Consider the following 14692-nt stretch of genomic DNA (forward strand, 5'->3'; position numbering starts at 1 on the left):
CAAATAGAAAACACATATTATAGGAGGTGTGACGAATGACCAAAGGAATCTTAGGTAGAAAAATTGGTATGACGCAAGTATTCGCAGAAAACGGTGATCTTATCCCTGTAACTGTTGTTGAGGCTGCTGCTAACGTTGTTCTTCAAAAGAAGACTGTTGACACGGATGGCTATGAAGCAATCCAAATCGGTTTTGATGACAAACGTGAAAAGCTTTCTAACAAACCAGAGAAAGGCCACGTTGCTAAAGCGGAAACTGCTCCTAAGCGCTTCGTAAAAGAATTACGCGGTGCGGAGTTAGATGCGTATGAAGTTGGTCAGGAAGTCAAAGTTGATATTTTCGCAAATGGAGATATCGTAGATGTAACAGGAACATCAAAAGGTAAAGGATTCCAAGGGGCTATCAAACGCCACGGACAATCACGCGGACCAATGACTCACGGTTCACGTTACCACCGTCGTCCTGGTTCAATGGGACCTGTTGATCCAAACCGTGTATTCAAAGGTAAACTTCTTCCAGGTCGTATGGGCGGAGAGCAAATTACTGTCCAAAACCTTGAGATCGTTAAAGTTGATGCAGAACGCAATCTTCTATTGATCAAAGGAAACGTACCAGGAGCTAAAAAATCTCTAGTAACTGTAAAGAGTGCAGTTAAATCTAAATAACTCTCTTAGGAAAGGAGGAAACAAGTCATGCCAAAAGTAGCATTATATAACCAAAACGGTTCTACTAACGGTGAAATCGAATTAAACGCTTCTGTGTTTGGAATCGAGCCAAACGAAAGCGTAGTATTCGATGCTATTCTTATGCAAAGAGCTTCCTTACGTCAAGGAACTCACAAAGTAAAAACTCGTTCTGAAGTACGTGGCGGAGGTCGTAAGCCTTGGAGACAGAAGGGTACAGGTCGTGCTCGTCAAGGTTCTATCCGTTCACCACAATGGCGCGGAGGCGGTATCGTATTCGGTCCAACACCACGCAGTTATTCTTATAAATTACCTAAAAAAGTTCGCCGCTTGGCTATCAAGTCAGTATTGTCTTCTAAAGTAATCGACAACAACATCATCGTTCTTGAAGATCTGACTCTTGATGCAGTGAAAACGAAAGAATTCGCAGGCATCCTTAAAGGATTATCTGTCGAGAAGAAAGCGTTGATCGTCACTGCGGATGCAAACGAAACAGTTGCTTTATCTGCTCGTAACATCCCTGGAGTAACAGTTGTTGAAGCTAACGGTATCAACGTTCTTGACGTTGTCAACCACGACAAACTTCTGATCACTAAAGCAGCGGTTGAAAAAGTAGAGGAGGGACTTGCATAATGAAAGATCCTCGTGATGTTCTAAAGCGCCCTATCATTACTGAACGTTCTGCTGATCTAATGACAGAGAAGAAGTACACGTTCGAAGTTGATGTCAGAGCTAACAAAACAGAAGTGAAAGACGCTGTTGAAGAAATCTTTGGAGTGAAAGTTGAGAAAGTCAACGTTCAAAACTACAAAGGAAAATCAAAACGCGTTGGACGCTACACTGGTATGACTAGCCGTCGCAGAAAAGCGATCGTGAAATTAACTGCTGACAGCAAAGAAATCGAAATTTTTGAAGCGTAAATCTTAAAAAGAAGGAGGGAAATTCAAAATGGCGATTAAAAAGTATAAACCAACCAGTAATGGTCGTCGTGGCATGACTACTTCAGATTTTGCTGAAATCACGACTGACAAACCAGAAAAATCGTTGCTTGCACCGCTACACAAAAAAGGCGGACGTAACAACCAAGGTAGATTGACTGTTCGTCATCAAGGTGGCGGTCACAAACGTCAATACCGTATCATCGACTTTAAGCGTGATAAAGACGGTATACCTGGACGCGTTGCTACAATCGAGTATGATCCAAACCGTTCAGCTAACATCGCTCTTGTAAACTATGCAGATGGTGAGAAACGTTACATTCTTGCTCCGAAAGGAATCCAAGTTGGTACTGAAGTTACTTCTGGACCAGAAGCTGACATCAAACCAGGTAATGCTCTTCCACTTATCAACATCCCAGTTGGTACAGTTGTGCATAACATTGAATTAAAACCAGGTAAAGGTGGACAATTAGTTCGTTCTGCTGGTACTTCTGCTCAAGTTCTTGGTAAAGAAGGTAAATACGTTCTTGTACGTTTGAACTCAGGAGAAGTTCGCATGATTCTTTCTGCTTGCCGTGCGACTATCGGTCAAGTTGGAAACGAGCAACACGAATTAATCAACATCGGTAAAGCTGGACGTTCTCGCTGGAAAGGCGTACGCCCAACAGTTCGTGGTTCTGTAATGAACCCTAACGATCACCCACACGGTGGTGGTGAAGGACGCGCTCCAATCGGACGTAAATCACCAATGTCTCCATGGGGTAAACCGACTCTTGGATTCAAGACTCGTAAGAAAACCAACAAGTCTGATAAATTCATTGTACGTCGTCGTAAAAACAAGTAACGGGGTTGTCTACGGTTCATTTAGGACCGTAGTTCAATCACGAAGGGAGGTTCCACAATGGCTCGCAGCTTAAAAAAAGGACCATTTGTTGATGATCATTTGATGGCTAAAGTCGAGAAATTGAATGAAACTGACAAAAAGCAAGTCGTAAAAACTTGGTCTCGTCGTTCTACAATTTTCCCACAATTCATCGGTCACACAATCGCTGTCTATGATGGACGCAAACATGTACCTGTTTTCATTTCTGAAGATATGGTAGGTCACAAATTGGGCGAATTCGCACCAAGCCGTACTTACAAAGGTCATGCTAGTGACGATAAAAAAACAAGACGCTAATGAGAGGAGGCTTTTAAATGCAAGCTAAAGCTGTCGCAAGAACAGTCCGTATTGCTCCTCGTAAAGCACGTCTAGTAATGGACCTGATCCGAGGTAAGCAAGTAGGAGAAGCAGTTTCTATCTTAAACCTTACACCTAAGGCTGCTTCACCAATTATTGAAAAAGTATTAAAATCTGCTATCGCAAACGCTGAGCACAACTACGAGTTGGACGCTAACAGCCTAGTGATTACTCAAGCATTCGTTGACGAAGGTCCAACACTTAAGAGATTCCGTCCACGTGCTATGGGTCGTGCGAGTGCAATTAACAAACGTACTAGCCACATTACAATCGTTGTATCAGAAAAGAAGGAGGGATAATCCGTGGGTCAAAAGGTAAATCCAGTAGGTCTTCGTATTGGCGTCATTCGTGATTGGGAATCTAAATGGTTCGCAGGAAAAGATTACGCTGACTTCTTACATGAAGACTTGAAAATCCGTGAATTCATCAGCAAGCGTTTGTCTGACGCGTCTGTTTCTAAAGTAGAAATCGAACGTGCTGCAAACCGCGTAAATATCACAATCCACACGGCTAAACCAGGTATGGTAATTGGTAAAGGCGGATCTGAAGTTGAAGCACTTCGTAAAGCTCTTAACAGCCTAACTGGCAAACGTGTACACATCAACATTCTTGAAATCAAGAGAGCAGATCTTGATGCTCAGCTAGTTGCTGAAAACATCGCTCGTCAACTTGAAAACCGTATTTCATTCCGTCGTGCACAAAAACAAACAATCCAACGCACAATGCGTGCTGGAGCACAAGGAATCAAAACAATGGTTTCTGGTCGTCTTGGCGGTGCAGATATTGCTCGTTCTGAATATTACAGTGAAGGTACTGTTCCATTGCACACACTTCGTGCTGACATCGACTATGCTACTGCTGAAGCTGACACTACTTATGGTAAGCTTGGCGTAAAAGTATGGATCTATCGTGGAGAAGTCCTTCCAACTAAGAAGAATACTGCGGAAGGAGGAAAATAATATGTTATTGCCAAAACGCGTGAAGTATCGCAGAGAACATCGTGGAAAAATGCGTGGTCGTGCAAAAGGCGGTACTGAAGTACATTTCGGTGAGTACGGTATCCAAGCTCTTGAAGCTTCTTGGATCACAAACCGTCAAATCGAAGCTGCTCGTATTGCTATGACTCGTTACATGAAACGTGGCGGTAAAGTTTGGATTAAAATTTTCCCTTCTAAGCCATACACAGCTAAACCTCTAGAGGTCCGCATGGGTTCCGGTAAAGGTGCTCCAGAAGGATGGGTAGCTGTAGTGAAACCGGGCAAAGTTTTATTTGAAATTTCTGGTGTGTCTGAAGAAGTTGCTCGTGAAGCTCTTCGTCTTGCATCTCACAAATTGCCAATTAAAACGAAGTTCGTAAAACGTGAAGAAATTGGTGGTGAATCAAATGAAAGCTAATGAAATTCGTGACCTTACCACTGCTGAAATTGAACAAAAAGTAAAGTCTCTTAAAGAAGAACTTTTCAATCTTCGTTTCCAATTAGCGACTGGGCAGCTTGAAAATACTGCTCGCATTCGTGAAGTGCGTAAATCAATCGCACGCATGAAAACTGTGATTCGTCAAAGAGAAATCGCTGCTAATAAATAATAATTAGAGGGGAGGCCCCGCAAACATGAGCGAACGTAACCAACGTAAAGTGTATCAAGGTCGTGTTGTTTCTGACAAAATGGATAAAACCATCACTGTTGTAGTTGAAACATACAAAAAGCATTCACTTTATGGCAAACGTGTAAGATACTCTAAGAAGTTCAAAGCACATGATGAAAACAACCAAGCAAAAATCGGAGACATCGTAAAGGTCATGGAAACTCGTCCTTTATCTGCGACTAAACGCTTTCGTCTAGTTGAAGTTGTCGAAGAAGCCGTTATTATCTAATAAAGTTCGGATTTCTTTTTCCGAAAGGAGGTAACATTAATGATTCAACAGGAGACTCGTTTAAAAGTAGCTGACAACTCTGGCGCACGCGAAGTACTAACGATTAAAGTTCTTGGTGGCTCTGGACGTAAAACGGCTAACATCGGTGATGTCATTGTTTGTACGGTTAAACAAGCAACACCTGGAGGCGTTGTCAAAAAAGGTGAAGTTGTGAAAGCAGTTATCGTTCGTACTAAGAGCGGAGCTCGCAGAAACGATGGATCTTACATCAGTTTCGACGAAAATGCATGTGTCATCATTCGTGACGACAAGAGCCCACGTGGAACTCGTATCTTCGGACCAGTAGCACGTGAACTTCGTGAAAACAACTATATGAAAATTGTTTCTCTAGCACCAGAAGTACTTTAATGAATACAATCCGCGACTCAAGGAGGTGCGATTAAATGCATGTTAAAAAGGGCGATAAAGTAGTGGTTATCTCTGGTAAAGATAAAGGTAAACAAGGTGTCATCCTTGCTGCTTTCCCTAAAAAGGAACGTGTTTTAGTAGAAGGTATTAACCTTGTGAAAAAACACTCTAAACCAACCCAAGCTAACCCTCAAGGCGGAATTTCTGAACAAGAAGCGCCGATCCACGTATCAAACGTAATGCCGCTTGATCCTAAAACGGGTGAAGTGACACGTGTTGGGTATAAAGTTGAGGACGGAAAGAAAGTCCGTGTAGCGAAAAAATCTGGGCAAGTTCTAGATAAATAGTAAATAAGGAAGGGAGGTCTTTCTCATGAACCGCCTTAAAGAAAAGTATGTAAAAGAAATTACACCTGCATTAGTTTCTAAGTTTGAATACAAATCAGTAATGCAAGTGCCAAAAATCGAAAAAATCGTGATCAACATGGGTGTTGGTGACGCTGTTCAAAACGCTAAAGCAATCGATACTGCTGTTGAAGAATTAACGTTTATCGCTGGTCAAAAACCTGTCGTTACTCGTGCGAAGAAGTCTATTGCTGGATTCCGTCTACGTGAAGGAATGCCAATCGGTGCGAAAGTAACACTTCGCGGAGAGCGCATGTATGATTTCCTTGATAAACTTATTTCTGTGTCTTTACCACGTGTACGTGACTTCCGCGGGATTTCTAAGAAATCTTTCGACGGTCGTGGAAACTACACGCTTGGTATTAAAGAACAGTTAATCTTCCCAGAAATTGATTACGATAAAGTAACAAAGGTCCGCGGTATGGATATCGTTATCGTTACTACTGCCAATACGGACGAAGAAGCACGTGAGTTATTAACTCAAGTAGGTATGCCGTTCCAGAAATAATCAATGAAAGGGAGGCGAAATCGTGGCTAAAAAGTCTATGATTGCGAAACAACAACGCAAACAAAAGTTTAAAGTTCAAGAGTATACGCGCTGCGAACGATGTGGTCGTCCACATTCAGTTATTCGTAAGTTTAAACTTTGCCGTATTTGTTTCCGCGAACTTGCATATAAAGGACAAATTCCTGGCGTTAAAAAAGCCAGCTGGTAATCCCCATAAATGGGAAGGAGGTTATTAAATAATGGTTATGACAGATCCGATTGCAGATTTGCTGACTCGTATTCGCAATGCGAACATGGTACGTCATGAGAAGCTAGAAGTACCGGCTTCAAAAATCAAAAGAGAAATTGCTGAAATCTTAAAGCGTGAAGGTTTTATCCGTGACGTTGAGTACGTCGAAGACAGCAAACAAGGAATTATCCGTTTGTTCCTTAAATACGGCCAAAACAACGAACGTGTTATCACTGGTCTTAAAAGAATCAGTAAACCTGGTTTACGCGTATATGCGAAATCAAATGAAGTACCACGTGTACTTAACGGACTTGGAATCGCAATTATTTCTACATCACAAGGTGTTTTATCGGACAAAGAAGCCCGTGCTAAACAAGCTGGTGGAGAAGTACTTGCTTACGTATGGTAAAAAAAGTTTAAGATGAATGGAGGTGCTTGGTATGTCTCGTATAGGTAAAAAACTAATCGAGATCCCTTCAGGAGTTACTGTGACAAACAACGATAACACAGTGACAGTAAAGGGACCAAAAGGTGAACTAACTCGTGCATTTCACCCTGATATGGAAATTAAAATTGAGGACAACGTCTTAACTGTAAGCCGTCCGTCTGAAAATAAAGAACACCGTGCATTACATGGTACAACACGCAGCTTGATTGCAAACATGGTTGAAGGTGTATCTAAAGGTTTCGAAAGAGGTTTAGAACTTATCGGTGTCGGTTACCGTGCAGCTAAATCTGGAAACAAACTTGTTCTTAACGTTGGATACTCTCATCCAGTTGAAATCGTTCCTGAGGCTGGAGTTGAAATCGAAGTTCCATCTCAAACGAAAGTAATCATTAAAGGTATCGATAAAGAGCGTGTAGGAGCTCTAGCTTCTAACATCCGCGCTGTCCGTGCTCCAGAGCCTTACAAAGGTAAAGGAATTCGTTACGAAGGTGAATTCGTTCGCCGTAAAGAAGGAAAAACTGGTAAGTAAGATCGCTTAATGTGAAGAAAGGAGTGACTCGGATGATTACGAAAACTAGCAAAAACGCTACTCGTCTTAAAAGACATGCTCGTGTTCGTGCGAAACTTTCAGGTACTGCTGAAAGACCTCGCCTTAACGTTTTCCGTTCTAACAAGAATATCTACGCTCAAGTAATTGATGATGTTAACGGTGTAACACTTGTAAGTGCTTCTACTCTTGATAAAGAGTTAAAGATCGAGAATAGTTCTGACACTGCAGCTGCTACGAAAGTTGGCGAACTTGTTGCAAAACGTGCTGTTGAAAAAGGAATCTCTAACGTGGTATTTGACCGCGGAGGATACCTATATCATGGACGTGTAAAAGCTCTAGCTGAAGCTGCTCGTGAGGCTGGACTTAAATTTTAATAAAAGAAGGAGGGACACATCCGAATGAGTCGTATTGACCCAAGCAAATTAGAGTTAGAAGAACGCTTAGTTACGGTTAACCGCGTAGCGAAAGTTGTTAAAGGTGGACGTCGTTTCCGTTTTGCAGCTTTAGTTGTTGTCGGTGACAAAAACGGTCATGTAGGTTTCGGTACTGGTAAAGCACAAGAAGTACCAGAAGCGATCCGCAAAGCTGTTGAAGATGCGAAAAAGAATTTAATTGAAGTACCAATGGTTGGAACTACAATTCCACATGAAATCATCGGTCGATTCGGTGCAGGAAACGTTCTATTGAAGCCTGCTTCAGAAGGTACAGGAGTTATCGCTGGAGGCCCAGTTCGTGCGGTACTTGAGCTTGCTGGTCTAGCTGATATCCTTTCTAAATCTCTAGGTTCTAATACACCGATCAACATGATCCGCGCAACACTTCAAGGTTTAAGTGAGCTTAAACGTGCTGAAGATGTAGCGAAGCTTCGTGGAAAATCTGTAGAAGACCTGTTAGGATAAGGAGGGAACAATAATGGCAAATAAATTAGAAATTACCCTCAAACGCAGTGTAATCGGTCGCCCTGAAGATCAGCGTGTCACTGTTCGTACTCTTGGTCTTAAGAAAACAAACCAAACAGTCGTACATGAAGACAATGCAGCGATCCGCGGCATGATTAACAAGGTGTCTCATTTAGTTTCTGTTAAAGAACAATAAAACATTTTTAATCGATAAGGAGGTGCCCAAATGAAACTTCATGAATTGAAGCCTTCAGAAGGTTCACGTAAAGTACGCAACCGTGTTGGTCGTGGTATTGGATCAGGTAACGGTAAAACTTCTGGTAAAGGTCATAAAGGTCAAAACGCTCGTTCTGGCGGCGGTGTACGCCCTGGTTTCGAAGGTGGTCAGATGCCTTTATTCCAACGCCTTCCAAAACGTGGTTTTACAAACATTAACCGTAAAGATTACGCGGTAATCAACTTAGACAGATTAAACAGTTTTGACGAAGGAACGGAAGTAACTCCTGAACTTCTTCTAGAGACTGGTGCAATAAGCAAGTTAAAAGCAGGAGTAAAAATTCTTGGCAACGGTAAATTAGAAAAAAAATTAACTGTAAAAGCCAATAAATTCTCTGCTTCTGCGAAAGAAGCGATTGAAGCTGCTGGCGGTACAGCCGAGGTGATCTAACTTGTTTAAGACAATCTCCAATTTTATGCGCGTGAAAGATATACGGAATAAGATTATATTCACACTTTTAATGTTAGTCGTCTTTCGTATAGGTGCTTTCATCCCTGTGCCTAATGTGAACGCCGAAGTTCTCCAGGCACAGGATCAAATGAGTGTTTTCGGAATCCTCAACACGTTTGGGGGCGGGGCACTTTTCCAATTCTCCATTCTTGCAATGGGGATTATGCCGTATATCACTGCTTCGATCATCATTCAGCTCTTGCAGATGGATGTTGTTCCGAAGTTTACTGAGTGGTCAAAGCAAGGAGAGGTTGGCCGCCGAAAATTAGCACAATTCACAAGGTATTTTACAATTGTTCTAGGATTTATCCAGGCGCTAGGAATGTCATATGGATTTAACAATATGGCAGGAGGCATGCTGATTGAAAACCCTGGTGTTTCAACGTATCTCTTAATTGCGGTCGTACTCACTGCGGGAACAGCATTTTTAATGTGGCTGGGTGAGCAGATTACTGCTCACGGTGTTGGTAACGGTATTTCGATTATTATCTTTGCCGGTATCATCGCTGGTATCCCTCAAACATTAAAACAAGTGTACGCTCAACAATTTGTAGGTGGAGATGGACAGCTGTTCATGCAAATCCTTAAAATTGCCCTTATTGTCATTGCCATTCTTGTCATTGTTATCGGTGTTATTTACATTCAAATGGCAGTGAGAAAGATTGCAATTCAATATTCAAAGGGAACTGGCCGTGCACAAATGTCTGCTAGTCAAGCAACGCACCTTCCATTAAAAGTGAATCCAGCAGGGGTGATTCCAGTCATCTTTGCCGTTTCTTTCATTATTACTCCGCAGACGATCGCATCGTTCTTCGGAACCAATAATGTAACAACTTGGATAACCAACAACTTTGACTATACTAAGCCAATCGGTATGACGATTTATGTAGCACTGATTGTTGCTTTCACATATTTTTATGCCTTTGTCCAAGTCAATCCTGAACAAATGGCTGAAAATCTGCAAAAGCAGGGTGGCTATATCCCGGGAGTTCGTCCAGGGAAAATGACTCAAGATAGAATTACGAGCATTTTGTACCGACTCACGTTTGTGGGCGCCATTTTCTTAGCCGTGATTTCAATACTTCCTATCTTTTTCATTCAATTCGCTGGATTACCTTCCGCTGCACAAATTGGCGGCACAAGTCTTCTCATTGTTGTAGGTGTTGCACTTGAAACAATGAAACAGCTTGAAAGCCAATTAGTGAAACGAAATTACCGTGGATTTATGAAATAAAACAGAGGGCTGGGCAGCTGCCCAACCTCTCTAAGTAAGGAAGGGGAAATCCGAAATGAACTTAGTCTTAATGGGGCTTCCGGGTGCTGGTAAAGGCACTCAGGCAGAACGAATTGTTGATGATTATGGGATCCCTCATATCTCAACAGGAGATATGTTCCGCGCTGCTATGAAAGAGGAGACACAACTTGGGCTCGAAGCAAAATCCTTTATCGATAAAGGAGAGCTTGTTCCTGATGAGGTCACAATCGGTATTGTTAGAGAAAGACTTGGCAAAAATGATTGTGAACAAGGTTTTCTTCTGGACGGATTTCCGCGAACAGTCGCTCAGGCTGAAGCTTTAGAAGAAATTCTAAAGGACCTTGGCAGAACGATTGATTATGTCATTAATATTAAAGTCGATAAAGATGCTTTGATGGAGCGTCTGACTGGCCGAAGAATTTGCAAAAATTGCGGAGCAACATATCATTTAGTATTCAATCCACCTGCGAAAGAAAATGTTTGCGACAAGTGTGGAGGCGAGCTTTATCAACGTGCAGATGATAATGCAGAAACCGTTTCGACTAGACTTGAAGTAAACTTAAAGCAGACTGAACCTTTACTGAACTTCTATTCAGAAAAAGGATATCTTGTAAACATTGATGGTGCGAAGCACATTAACGATGTGTATGCAGATATCAAGGACCTGCTTGGAGGATTAAATAAATGATTATCTGTAAAACTCCTCGCGAGCTTGAGATTATGAGAGAAGCTGGACGTATTGTCGCACTGACTCATGAAGAGCTGAAGAAACATATAAAACCAGGTATTTCGACAAAAGAATTGGATCAAATTGCCGAACGTTTTATTACAAAGCAGGGTGCAATCCCATCTTTTAAAGGGTATAATGGTTTTCGCGGGAGCATTTGCGTTTCGGTGAATGAAGAACTCGTTCACGGTATTCCTGGTAAACGGGTTTTACGTGATGGTGACATCATTAGTATCGATATTGGCGCAAAGTTAAATGGCTATCATGGTGACTCTGCTTGGACTTATCCAGTTGGGGTAATCAGTGATGAAGACCGCAAACTACTGGAAGTCACAGAGGAATCTCTATATAAAGGCTTACAGGAAGCAAAGCCAGGCGAACGTCTGTCGAACATTTCCCATGCCATACAAACGTATGTTGAAAATGAAAATTTTTCAGTTGTTAGAGAATATGTTGGACATGGGGTCGGACAGGATCTTCATGAGGACCCTCAAATTCCTCATTATGGTCCGCCCAACAAAGGCCCGCGGCTAAAACCTGGGATGGTGTTGGCCATCGAACCGATGGTGAACGCAGGCAGCCGATATGTGAAAACATTGGCTGATAACTGGACGGTTGTAACGGTTGATGGGAAAAAGTGTGCTCACTTTGAGCATACGATTGCGATTACAGATACAGGTTTTGATATACTGACTAAGATTTAGGTCTTCACTGAAGCCTTTCAGGCCCAAATCGGGCAGGTTGTCTGTATAGTCCAAAGAAAGAACAAGATCAGTATACAGGTGTCATCGGCATGTTCGTTGGCTGCCATGTACTAATCGCAGACGGAGAAAAGCGTAAATTTCATTCTCCTAAGAAAAAATATCAATCATATAACCTTTTATGATTGCGTATCTCCGGAAGTTCAGAACAGTATATTCAAAACAGGTCGGGTGATAGATGAACAATTGAGAGATTCTCATTTGGGCATTTGTCAGAGAGCAAGTTACTGATTTGAAGAAGGGAGAACACTTGAATGGCGAAAGACGATGTAATTGAAGTGGAAGGTACTGTAGCAGAAACTTTGCCAAACGCAATGTTCAAAGTTGAACTAGAGAATGGTCATACAGTTTTGGCTCATGTATCAGGAAAAATCCGTATGCACTTCATTCGCATTTTACCTGGAGACAAAGTTACGGTAGAATTATCTCCATATGACTTAACTCGTGGTAGAATTACGTACCGTTACAAATAAAGCAACTCCGGAAGAAGGAGGTTGGAAACACATGAAAGTGAGACCATCTGTTAAACCTATCTGTGAAAAATGTAAAGTGATTCGCAGAAAAGGAAAAGTAATGGTGATCTGTGAAAACCCAAAACATAAACAAAAACAAGGCTAATAACAAGGAGGTGCCCAAATCATGGCTCGTATTGCTGGTGTAGATATTCCACGTGATAAGCGTGTTGTCATTTCTTTAACATATGTTTTTGGAATTGGTCGTACGACTGCGCAACAAGTCCTTAAAGAAGCAGGTGTTTCTGAAGACACTCGCGTTCGCGATCTAACTGAAGACGAACTTGGTAAAATCCGTGATATCATTGACAAACTTAAAGTAGAAGGTGACCTTCGTCGTGAAGTTTCACTTAACATTAAGCGTCTAATTGAAATCGGAAGCTACCGCGGAATCCGTCATCGTAGAGGACTTCCTGTTCGTGGACAAAACACAAAAAACAACGCGCGTACTCGTAAAGGTCCGCGTCGTACTGTAGCTAACAAGAAAAAATAAGTAGAGGAGGTAGTTAAAGAATGGCTGCTGCTCGTAAACAAAATACGCGTAAACGTCGCGTGAAAAAGAATATTGAAGCTGGAATCGCTCATATCCGTTCCACTTTCAACAACACGATTGTAACGATTACTGATGTTCATGGAAACGCAATTTCTTGGTCAAGTGCTGGTGCATTAGGATTCAGAGGTTCTCGTAAATCTACTCCTTTCGCTGCACAAATGGCTGCTGAAACTGCTGCTAAAGGTTCTATCGAACATGGTCTTAAAACACTTGAAGTAACTGTTAAAGGTCCTGGTTCTGGTCGTGAAGCTGCAATTCGTGCACTTCAAGCTGCAGGTCTTGAAGTTACTGCAATTAGAGACGTAACTCCAGTTCCTCATAACGGATGCCGTCCACCAAAACGTCGCCGCGTGTAATTTGTTTGTATAGATTTTGTGTCCCTGTCAATAATGGGTTATGATACAGTTATTTATGAGACGAATACACGACTCGTTGCCTGAGCACATACGGGACTAAACAATGAGGAATTTCGGATGGAATCTCATATGATTCTATTCGAGGTTTCGACGTTTTGAAGGAGGGTTTTATTAGATGATCGAAATTGAAAAACCAAAAATCGAAACGGTTGAAATCAGCGACGATGCCAAGTATGGCAAGTTTGTCGTAGAGCCACTTGAGCGTGGATATGGTACCACTTTAGGGAACTCCCTTCGTCGTATCCTTTTATCCTCACTTCCTGGTGCAGCTGTAACATCGATCCAGATAGATGGTGTCTTACACGAATTCTCAACGATCGAAGGCGTGGTTGAAGATGTTACAACGATTATCTTAAACATTAAAAAGCTTGCACTCAAAATCTACTCTGAAGAAGAGAAGACGCTTGAAATTGATGTACAAGATGAAGGTACTGTAACAGCTGCTGATATTACACACGACAGCGATATTGAAATCTTAAATCCAGATCTTCACATCGCAACTCTTGGCAAGAATGCGAGCTTCCGTGTTCGCTTAACTGCACAAAGAGGTCGCGGGTATAATCCTGCTGATGCAAACAAAAGAGACGATCAGCCAATCGGTGTGATTCCGATCGACTCAATCTATACACCTGTATCTCGTGTGACTTATCAAGTGGAGAACACCCGTGTTGGGCAAATCACAAACTATGATAAATTAACACTAGATGTATGGACTGATGGAAGCACAGGACCGAAAGAAGCGATCGCTCTAGGTTCTAAGATTTTAACTGAACACCTGAATATTTTCGTTGGGTTAACTGACGAAGCTCAGCATGCTGAAATCATGGTTGAGAAAGAAGAAGACCAAAAAGAAAAAGTGCTTGAAATGACAATTGAAGAGCTTGATCTTTCTGTTCGTTCTTACAACTGTTTGAAGCGTGCGGGTATTAACACTGTTCAAGAGCTTGCTAACAAGACAGAAGAGGATATGATGAAAGTTCGTAACCTTGGACGTAAATCTCTTGAAGAAGTGAAAGCGAAACTAGAAGAACTTGGACTGGGTCTTCGTAAAGACGATTGACTAGTTTCATTGTGAACTAGGATTTTCGTGTGTTTTTTATTCATACAGCATCTCTAATTAAGGAGGGGACATCACATGGCATACAGAAAGCTAGGACGCACTAGTGCACAACGTAAAGCAATGCTTCGTGACCTAACGACTGATTTGATCATCAACGAACGCATCGAAACAACTGAAACACGTGCGAAAGAACTTCGCTCTGTAGTTGAAAAAATGATCACTCTTGGCAAACGCGGAGATCTTCATGCTCGCCGTCAAGCTGCAGCTTACATTCGTAATGAAGTAGCTAACGCTGAAACAAACCAAGATGCACTTCAAAAATTATTCGCTGACGTTGCAACTCGCTACGAAGATCGCCAAGGTGGATACACTCGTATCATGAAGCTTGGACCTCGTCGCGGCGATGGCGCACCAATGGCTGTCATTGAATTAGTTTAATCACATATCGTGTATCTAAGAAAGGGCGGGACAGTTCATAACTGGATCTATGCCCTTTTTTA

The 14692-nt window shown here is 41.9% G+C and carries 29 protein-coding genes and 1 pseudogene; all 30 read left to right on the forward strand.

Annotation, left to right across the window (positions count from 1 at the left end; genetic code table 11):
• Positions 1-35: 35 nt before the first annotated feature.
• The 30 genes and pseudogenes from rplC (at position 36) to rplQ (ending at position 14630) form a co-directional block, all read left to right on the forward strand.
• Positions 36-665: a 50S ribosomal protein L3 gene (gene rplC, locus MHB41_RS00735; RefSeq protein WP_024425597.1), complete on the forward strand. Its 630-nt coding sequence runs from the start codon at positions 36-38 to the stop codon at positions 663-665.
• Between the two features lie 27 nt (positions 666-692).
• Entirely contained in the window at positions 693-1316 is a 624-nt protein-coding gene (gene rplD / locus MHB41_RS00740) for a 50S ribosomal protein L4 (protein WP_024425598.1), read from the forward strand.
• Positions 1316-1603 carry a 50S ribosomal protein L23 gene (gene rplW / locus MHB41_RS00745; protein WP_003217016.1) on the forward strand — a complete coding sequence of 96 codons (288 nt, stop codon included), beginning with the start codon at positions 1316-1318 and terminating at the stop codon, positions 1601-1603. The genes rplD and rplW overlap by 1 nt, the downstream gene beginning before the upstream one ends.
• A 28-nt stretch (positions 1604-1631) precedes the next feature.
• Positions 1632-2465, forward strand: coding sequence for a 50S ribosomal protein L2 (gene rplB, locus MHB41_RS00750; RefSeq protein ID WP_024425599.1), 834 nt, complete (start codon positions 1632-1634; stop codon positions 2463-2465).
• 57 nt (positions 2466-2522) lie between these two features.
• Positions 2523-2801: a 30S ribosomal protein S19 gene (gene rpsS / locus MHB41_RS00755; protein WP_003216920.1), complete on the forward strand. Its 279-nt coding sequence runs from the start codon at positions 2523-2525 to the stop codon at positions 2799-2801.
• Between the two features lie 17 nt (positions 2802-2818).
• Positions 2819-3160: a 50S ribosomal protein L22 gene (rplV, locus tag MHB41_RS00760; protein WP_007496316.1), complete on the forward strand. Its 342-nt coding sequence runs from the start codon at positions 2819-2821 to the stop codon at positions 3158-3160.
• A gap of 3 nt (positions 3161-3163) precedes the next feature.
• On the forward strand, positions 3164-3820 hold the full coding sequence (rpsC, locus tag MHB41_RS00765; protein ID WP_003217241.1) for a 30S ribosomal protein S3: 657 nt from the start codon (positions 3164-3166) through the stop codon (positions 3818-3820).
• Between the two features lies 1 nt (position 3821).
• Positions 3822-4256, forward strand: a complete 435-nt coding sequence (gene rplP / locus MHB41_RS00770; protein WP_003156478.1) for a 50S ribosomal protein L16 — start codon at positions 3822-3824, stop codon at positions 4254-4256.
• On the forward strand, positions 4246-4446 hold the full coding sequence (rpmC, locus tag MHB41_RS00775; RefSeq protein ID WP_003217155.1) for a 50S ribosomal protein L29: 201 nt from the start codon (positions 4246-4248) through the stop codon (positions 4444-4446). Before rplP ends, rpmC begins: the two co-directional genes overlap by 11 nt.
• A gap of 25 nt (positions 4447-4471) precedes the next feature.
• Positions 4472-4735 (forward strand): 30S ribosomal protein S17, encoded by a 264-nt coding sequence (gene rpsQ / locus MHB41_RS00780; RefSeq protein WP_003216906.1) that lies wholly within the window; start codon positions 4472-4474, stop codon positions 4733-4735.
• Between the two features lie 39 nt (positions 4736-4774).
• Positions 4775-5143 (forward strand): 50S ribosomal protein L14, encoded by a 369-nt coding sequence (gene rplN, locus MHB41_RS00785; RefSeq protein WP_003216882.1) that lies wholly within the window; start codon positions 4775-4777, stop codon positions 5141-5143.
• A 35-nt stretch (positions 5144-5178) separates the two neighbouring features.
• Positions 5179-5490, forward strand: coding sequence for a 50S ribosomal protein L24 (gene rplX / locus MHB41_RS00790; RefSeq protein WP_008356538.1), 312 nt, complete (start codon positions 5179-5181; stop codon positions 5488-5490).
• A gap of 25 nt (positions 5491-5515) precedes the next feature.
• Positions 5516-6055 (forward strand): 50S ribosomal protein L5, encoded by a 540-nt coding sequence (gene rplE, locus MHB41_RS00795; protein WP_003217159.1) that lies wholly within the window; start codon positions 5516-5518, stop codon positions 6053-6055.
• A gap of 22 nt (positions 6056-6077) precedes the next feature.
• The gene (rpsN, locus tag MHB41_RS00800; protein ID WP_008356542.1) at positions 6078-6263 is read left to right on the forward strand and encodes a 30S ribosomal protein S14; all 186 of its coding nucleotides are present in this window, start codon (positions 6078-6080) and stop codon (positions 6261-6263) included.
• A gap of 31 nt (positions 6264-6294) precedes the next feature.
• Complete coding sequence (rpsH, locus tag MHB41_RS00805; RefSeq protein ID WP_007496327.1) at positions 6295-6693, forward strand: 30S ribosomal protein S8; 399 nt, start codon at positions 6295-6297, stop codon at positions 6691-6693.
• 31 nt (positions 6694-6724) lie between these two features.
• On the forward strand, positions 6725-7261 hold the full coding sequence (gene rplF, locus MHB41_RS00810; protein WP_024425602.1) for a 50S ribosomal protein L6: 537 nt from the start codon (positions 6725-6727) through the stop codon (positions 7259-7261).
• Between the two features lie 32 nt (positions 7262-7293).
• Positions 7294-7656, forward strand: a complete 363-nt coding sequence (rplR, locus tag MHB41_RS00815; protein WP_008356544.1) for a 50S ribosomal protein L18 — start codon at positions 7294-7296, stop codon at positions 7654-7656.
• A gap of 24 nt (positions 7657-7680) precedes the next feature.
• Positions 7681-8181 (forward strand): 30S ribosomal protein S5, encoded by a 501-nt coding sequence (rpsE, locus tag MHB41_RS00820; protein WP_007496332.1) that lies wholly within the window; start codon positions 7681-7683, stop codon positions 8179-8181.
• A gap of 13 nt (positions 8182-8194) precedes the next feature.
• Positions 8195-8377, forward strand: a complete 183-nt coding sequence (gene rpmD / locus MHB41_RS00825) for a 50S ribosomal protein L30 (protein ID WP_003217067.1) — start codon at positions 8195-8197, stop codon at positions 8375-8377.
• A gap of 30 nt (positions 8378-8407) precedes the next feature.
• Positions 8408-8848 carry a 50S ribosomal protein L15 gene (gene rplO, locus MHB41_RS00830; protein WP_003216888.1) on the forward strand — a complete coding sequence of 147 codons (441 nt, stop codon included), beginning with the start codon at positions 8408-8410 and terminating at the stop codon, positions 8846-8848.
• Position 8849: 1 nt separating this feature from the next.
• On the forward strand, positions 8850-10142 hold the full coding sequence (gene secY / locus MHB41_RS00835; protein WP_007496334.1) for a preprotein translocase subunit SecY: 1293 nt from the start codon (positions 8850-8852) through the stop codon (positions 10140-10142).
• 55 nt (positions 10143-10197) lie between these two features.
• Complete coding sequence (locus MHB41_RS00840) at positions 10198-10851, forward strand: adenylate kinase (protein WP_034283883.1); 654 nt, start codon at positions 10198-10200, stop codon at positions 10849-10851.
• Complete coding sequence (gene map, locus MHB41_RS00845; RefSeq protein WP_003217210.1) at positions 10848-11594, forward strand: type I methionyl aminopeptidase; 747 nt, start codon at positions 10848-10850, stop codon at positions 11592-11594. Before MHB41_RS00840 ends, map begins: the two co-directional genes overlap by 4 nt.
• A 45-nt stretch (positions 11595-11639) precedes the next feature.
• A pseudogene (locus MHB41_RS00850) lies at positions 11640-11928 on the forward strand (RNA-binding protein).
• Positions 11906-12124 (forward strand): translation initiation factor IF-1, encoded by a 219-nt coding sequence (gene infA, locus MHB41_RS00855; protein ID WP_003217190.1) that lies wholly within the window; start codon positions 11906-11908, stop codon positions 12122-12124. The pseudogene MHB41_RS00850 and the gene infA overlap by 23 nt, the downstream one beginning before the upstream one ends.
• 31 nt (positions 12125-12155) lie before the next feature.
• Entirely contained in the window at positions 12156-12269 is a 114-nt protein-coding gene (rpmJ, locus tag MHB41_RS00860; RefSeq protein ID WP_003156543.1) for a 50S ribosomal protein L36, read from the forward strand.
• A gap of 21 nt (positions 12270-12290) precedes the next feature.
• Positions 12291-12656 (forward strand): 30S ribosomal protein S13, encoded by a 366-nt coding sequence (rpsM, locus tag MHB41_RS00865; RefSeq protein WP_003217023.1) that lies wholly within the window; start codon positions 12291-12293, stop codon positions 12654-12656.
• A 20-nt stretch (positions 12657-12676) separates the two neighbouring features.
• The gene (gene rpsK / locus MHB41_RS00870; RefSeq protein ID WP_003217231.1) at positions 12677-13072 is read left to right on the forward strand and encodes a 30S ribosomal protein S11; all 396 of its coding nucleotides are present in this window, start codon (positions 12677-12679) and stop codon (positions 13070-13072) included.
• Positions 13073-13247: 175 nt separating this feature from the next.
• Positions 13248-14192, forward strand: a complete 945-nt coding sequence (locus MHB41_RS00875; protein ID WP_003217009.1) for a DNA-directed RNA polymerase subunit alpha — start codon at positions 13248-13250, stop codon at positions 14190-14192.
• Between the two features lie 75 nt (positions 14193-14267).
• The gene (gene rplQ, locus MHB41_RS00880; RefSeq protein WP_003216944.1) at positions 14268-14630 is read left to right on the forward strand and encodes a 50S ribosomal protein L17; all 363 of its coding nucleotides are present in this window, start codon (positions 14268-14270) and stop codon (positions 14628-14630) included.
• Positions 14631-14692 lie beyond the last annotated feature (62 nt).

Origin of the sequence: Bacillus sp. FSL H7-0578 (assembly GCF_038630855.1) — a bacterium.
GTDB classification, from domain to species: domain Bacteria; phylum Bacillota; class Bacilli; order Bacillales; family Bacillaceae; genus Bacillus; species Bacillus safensis.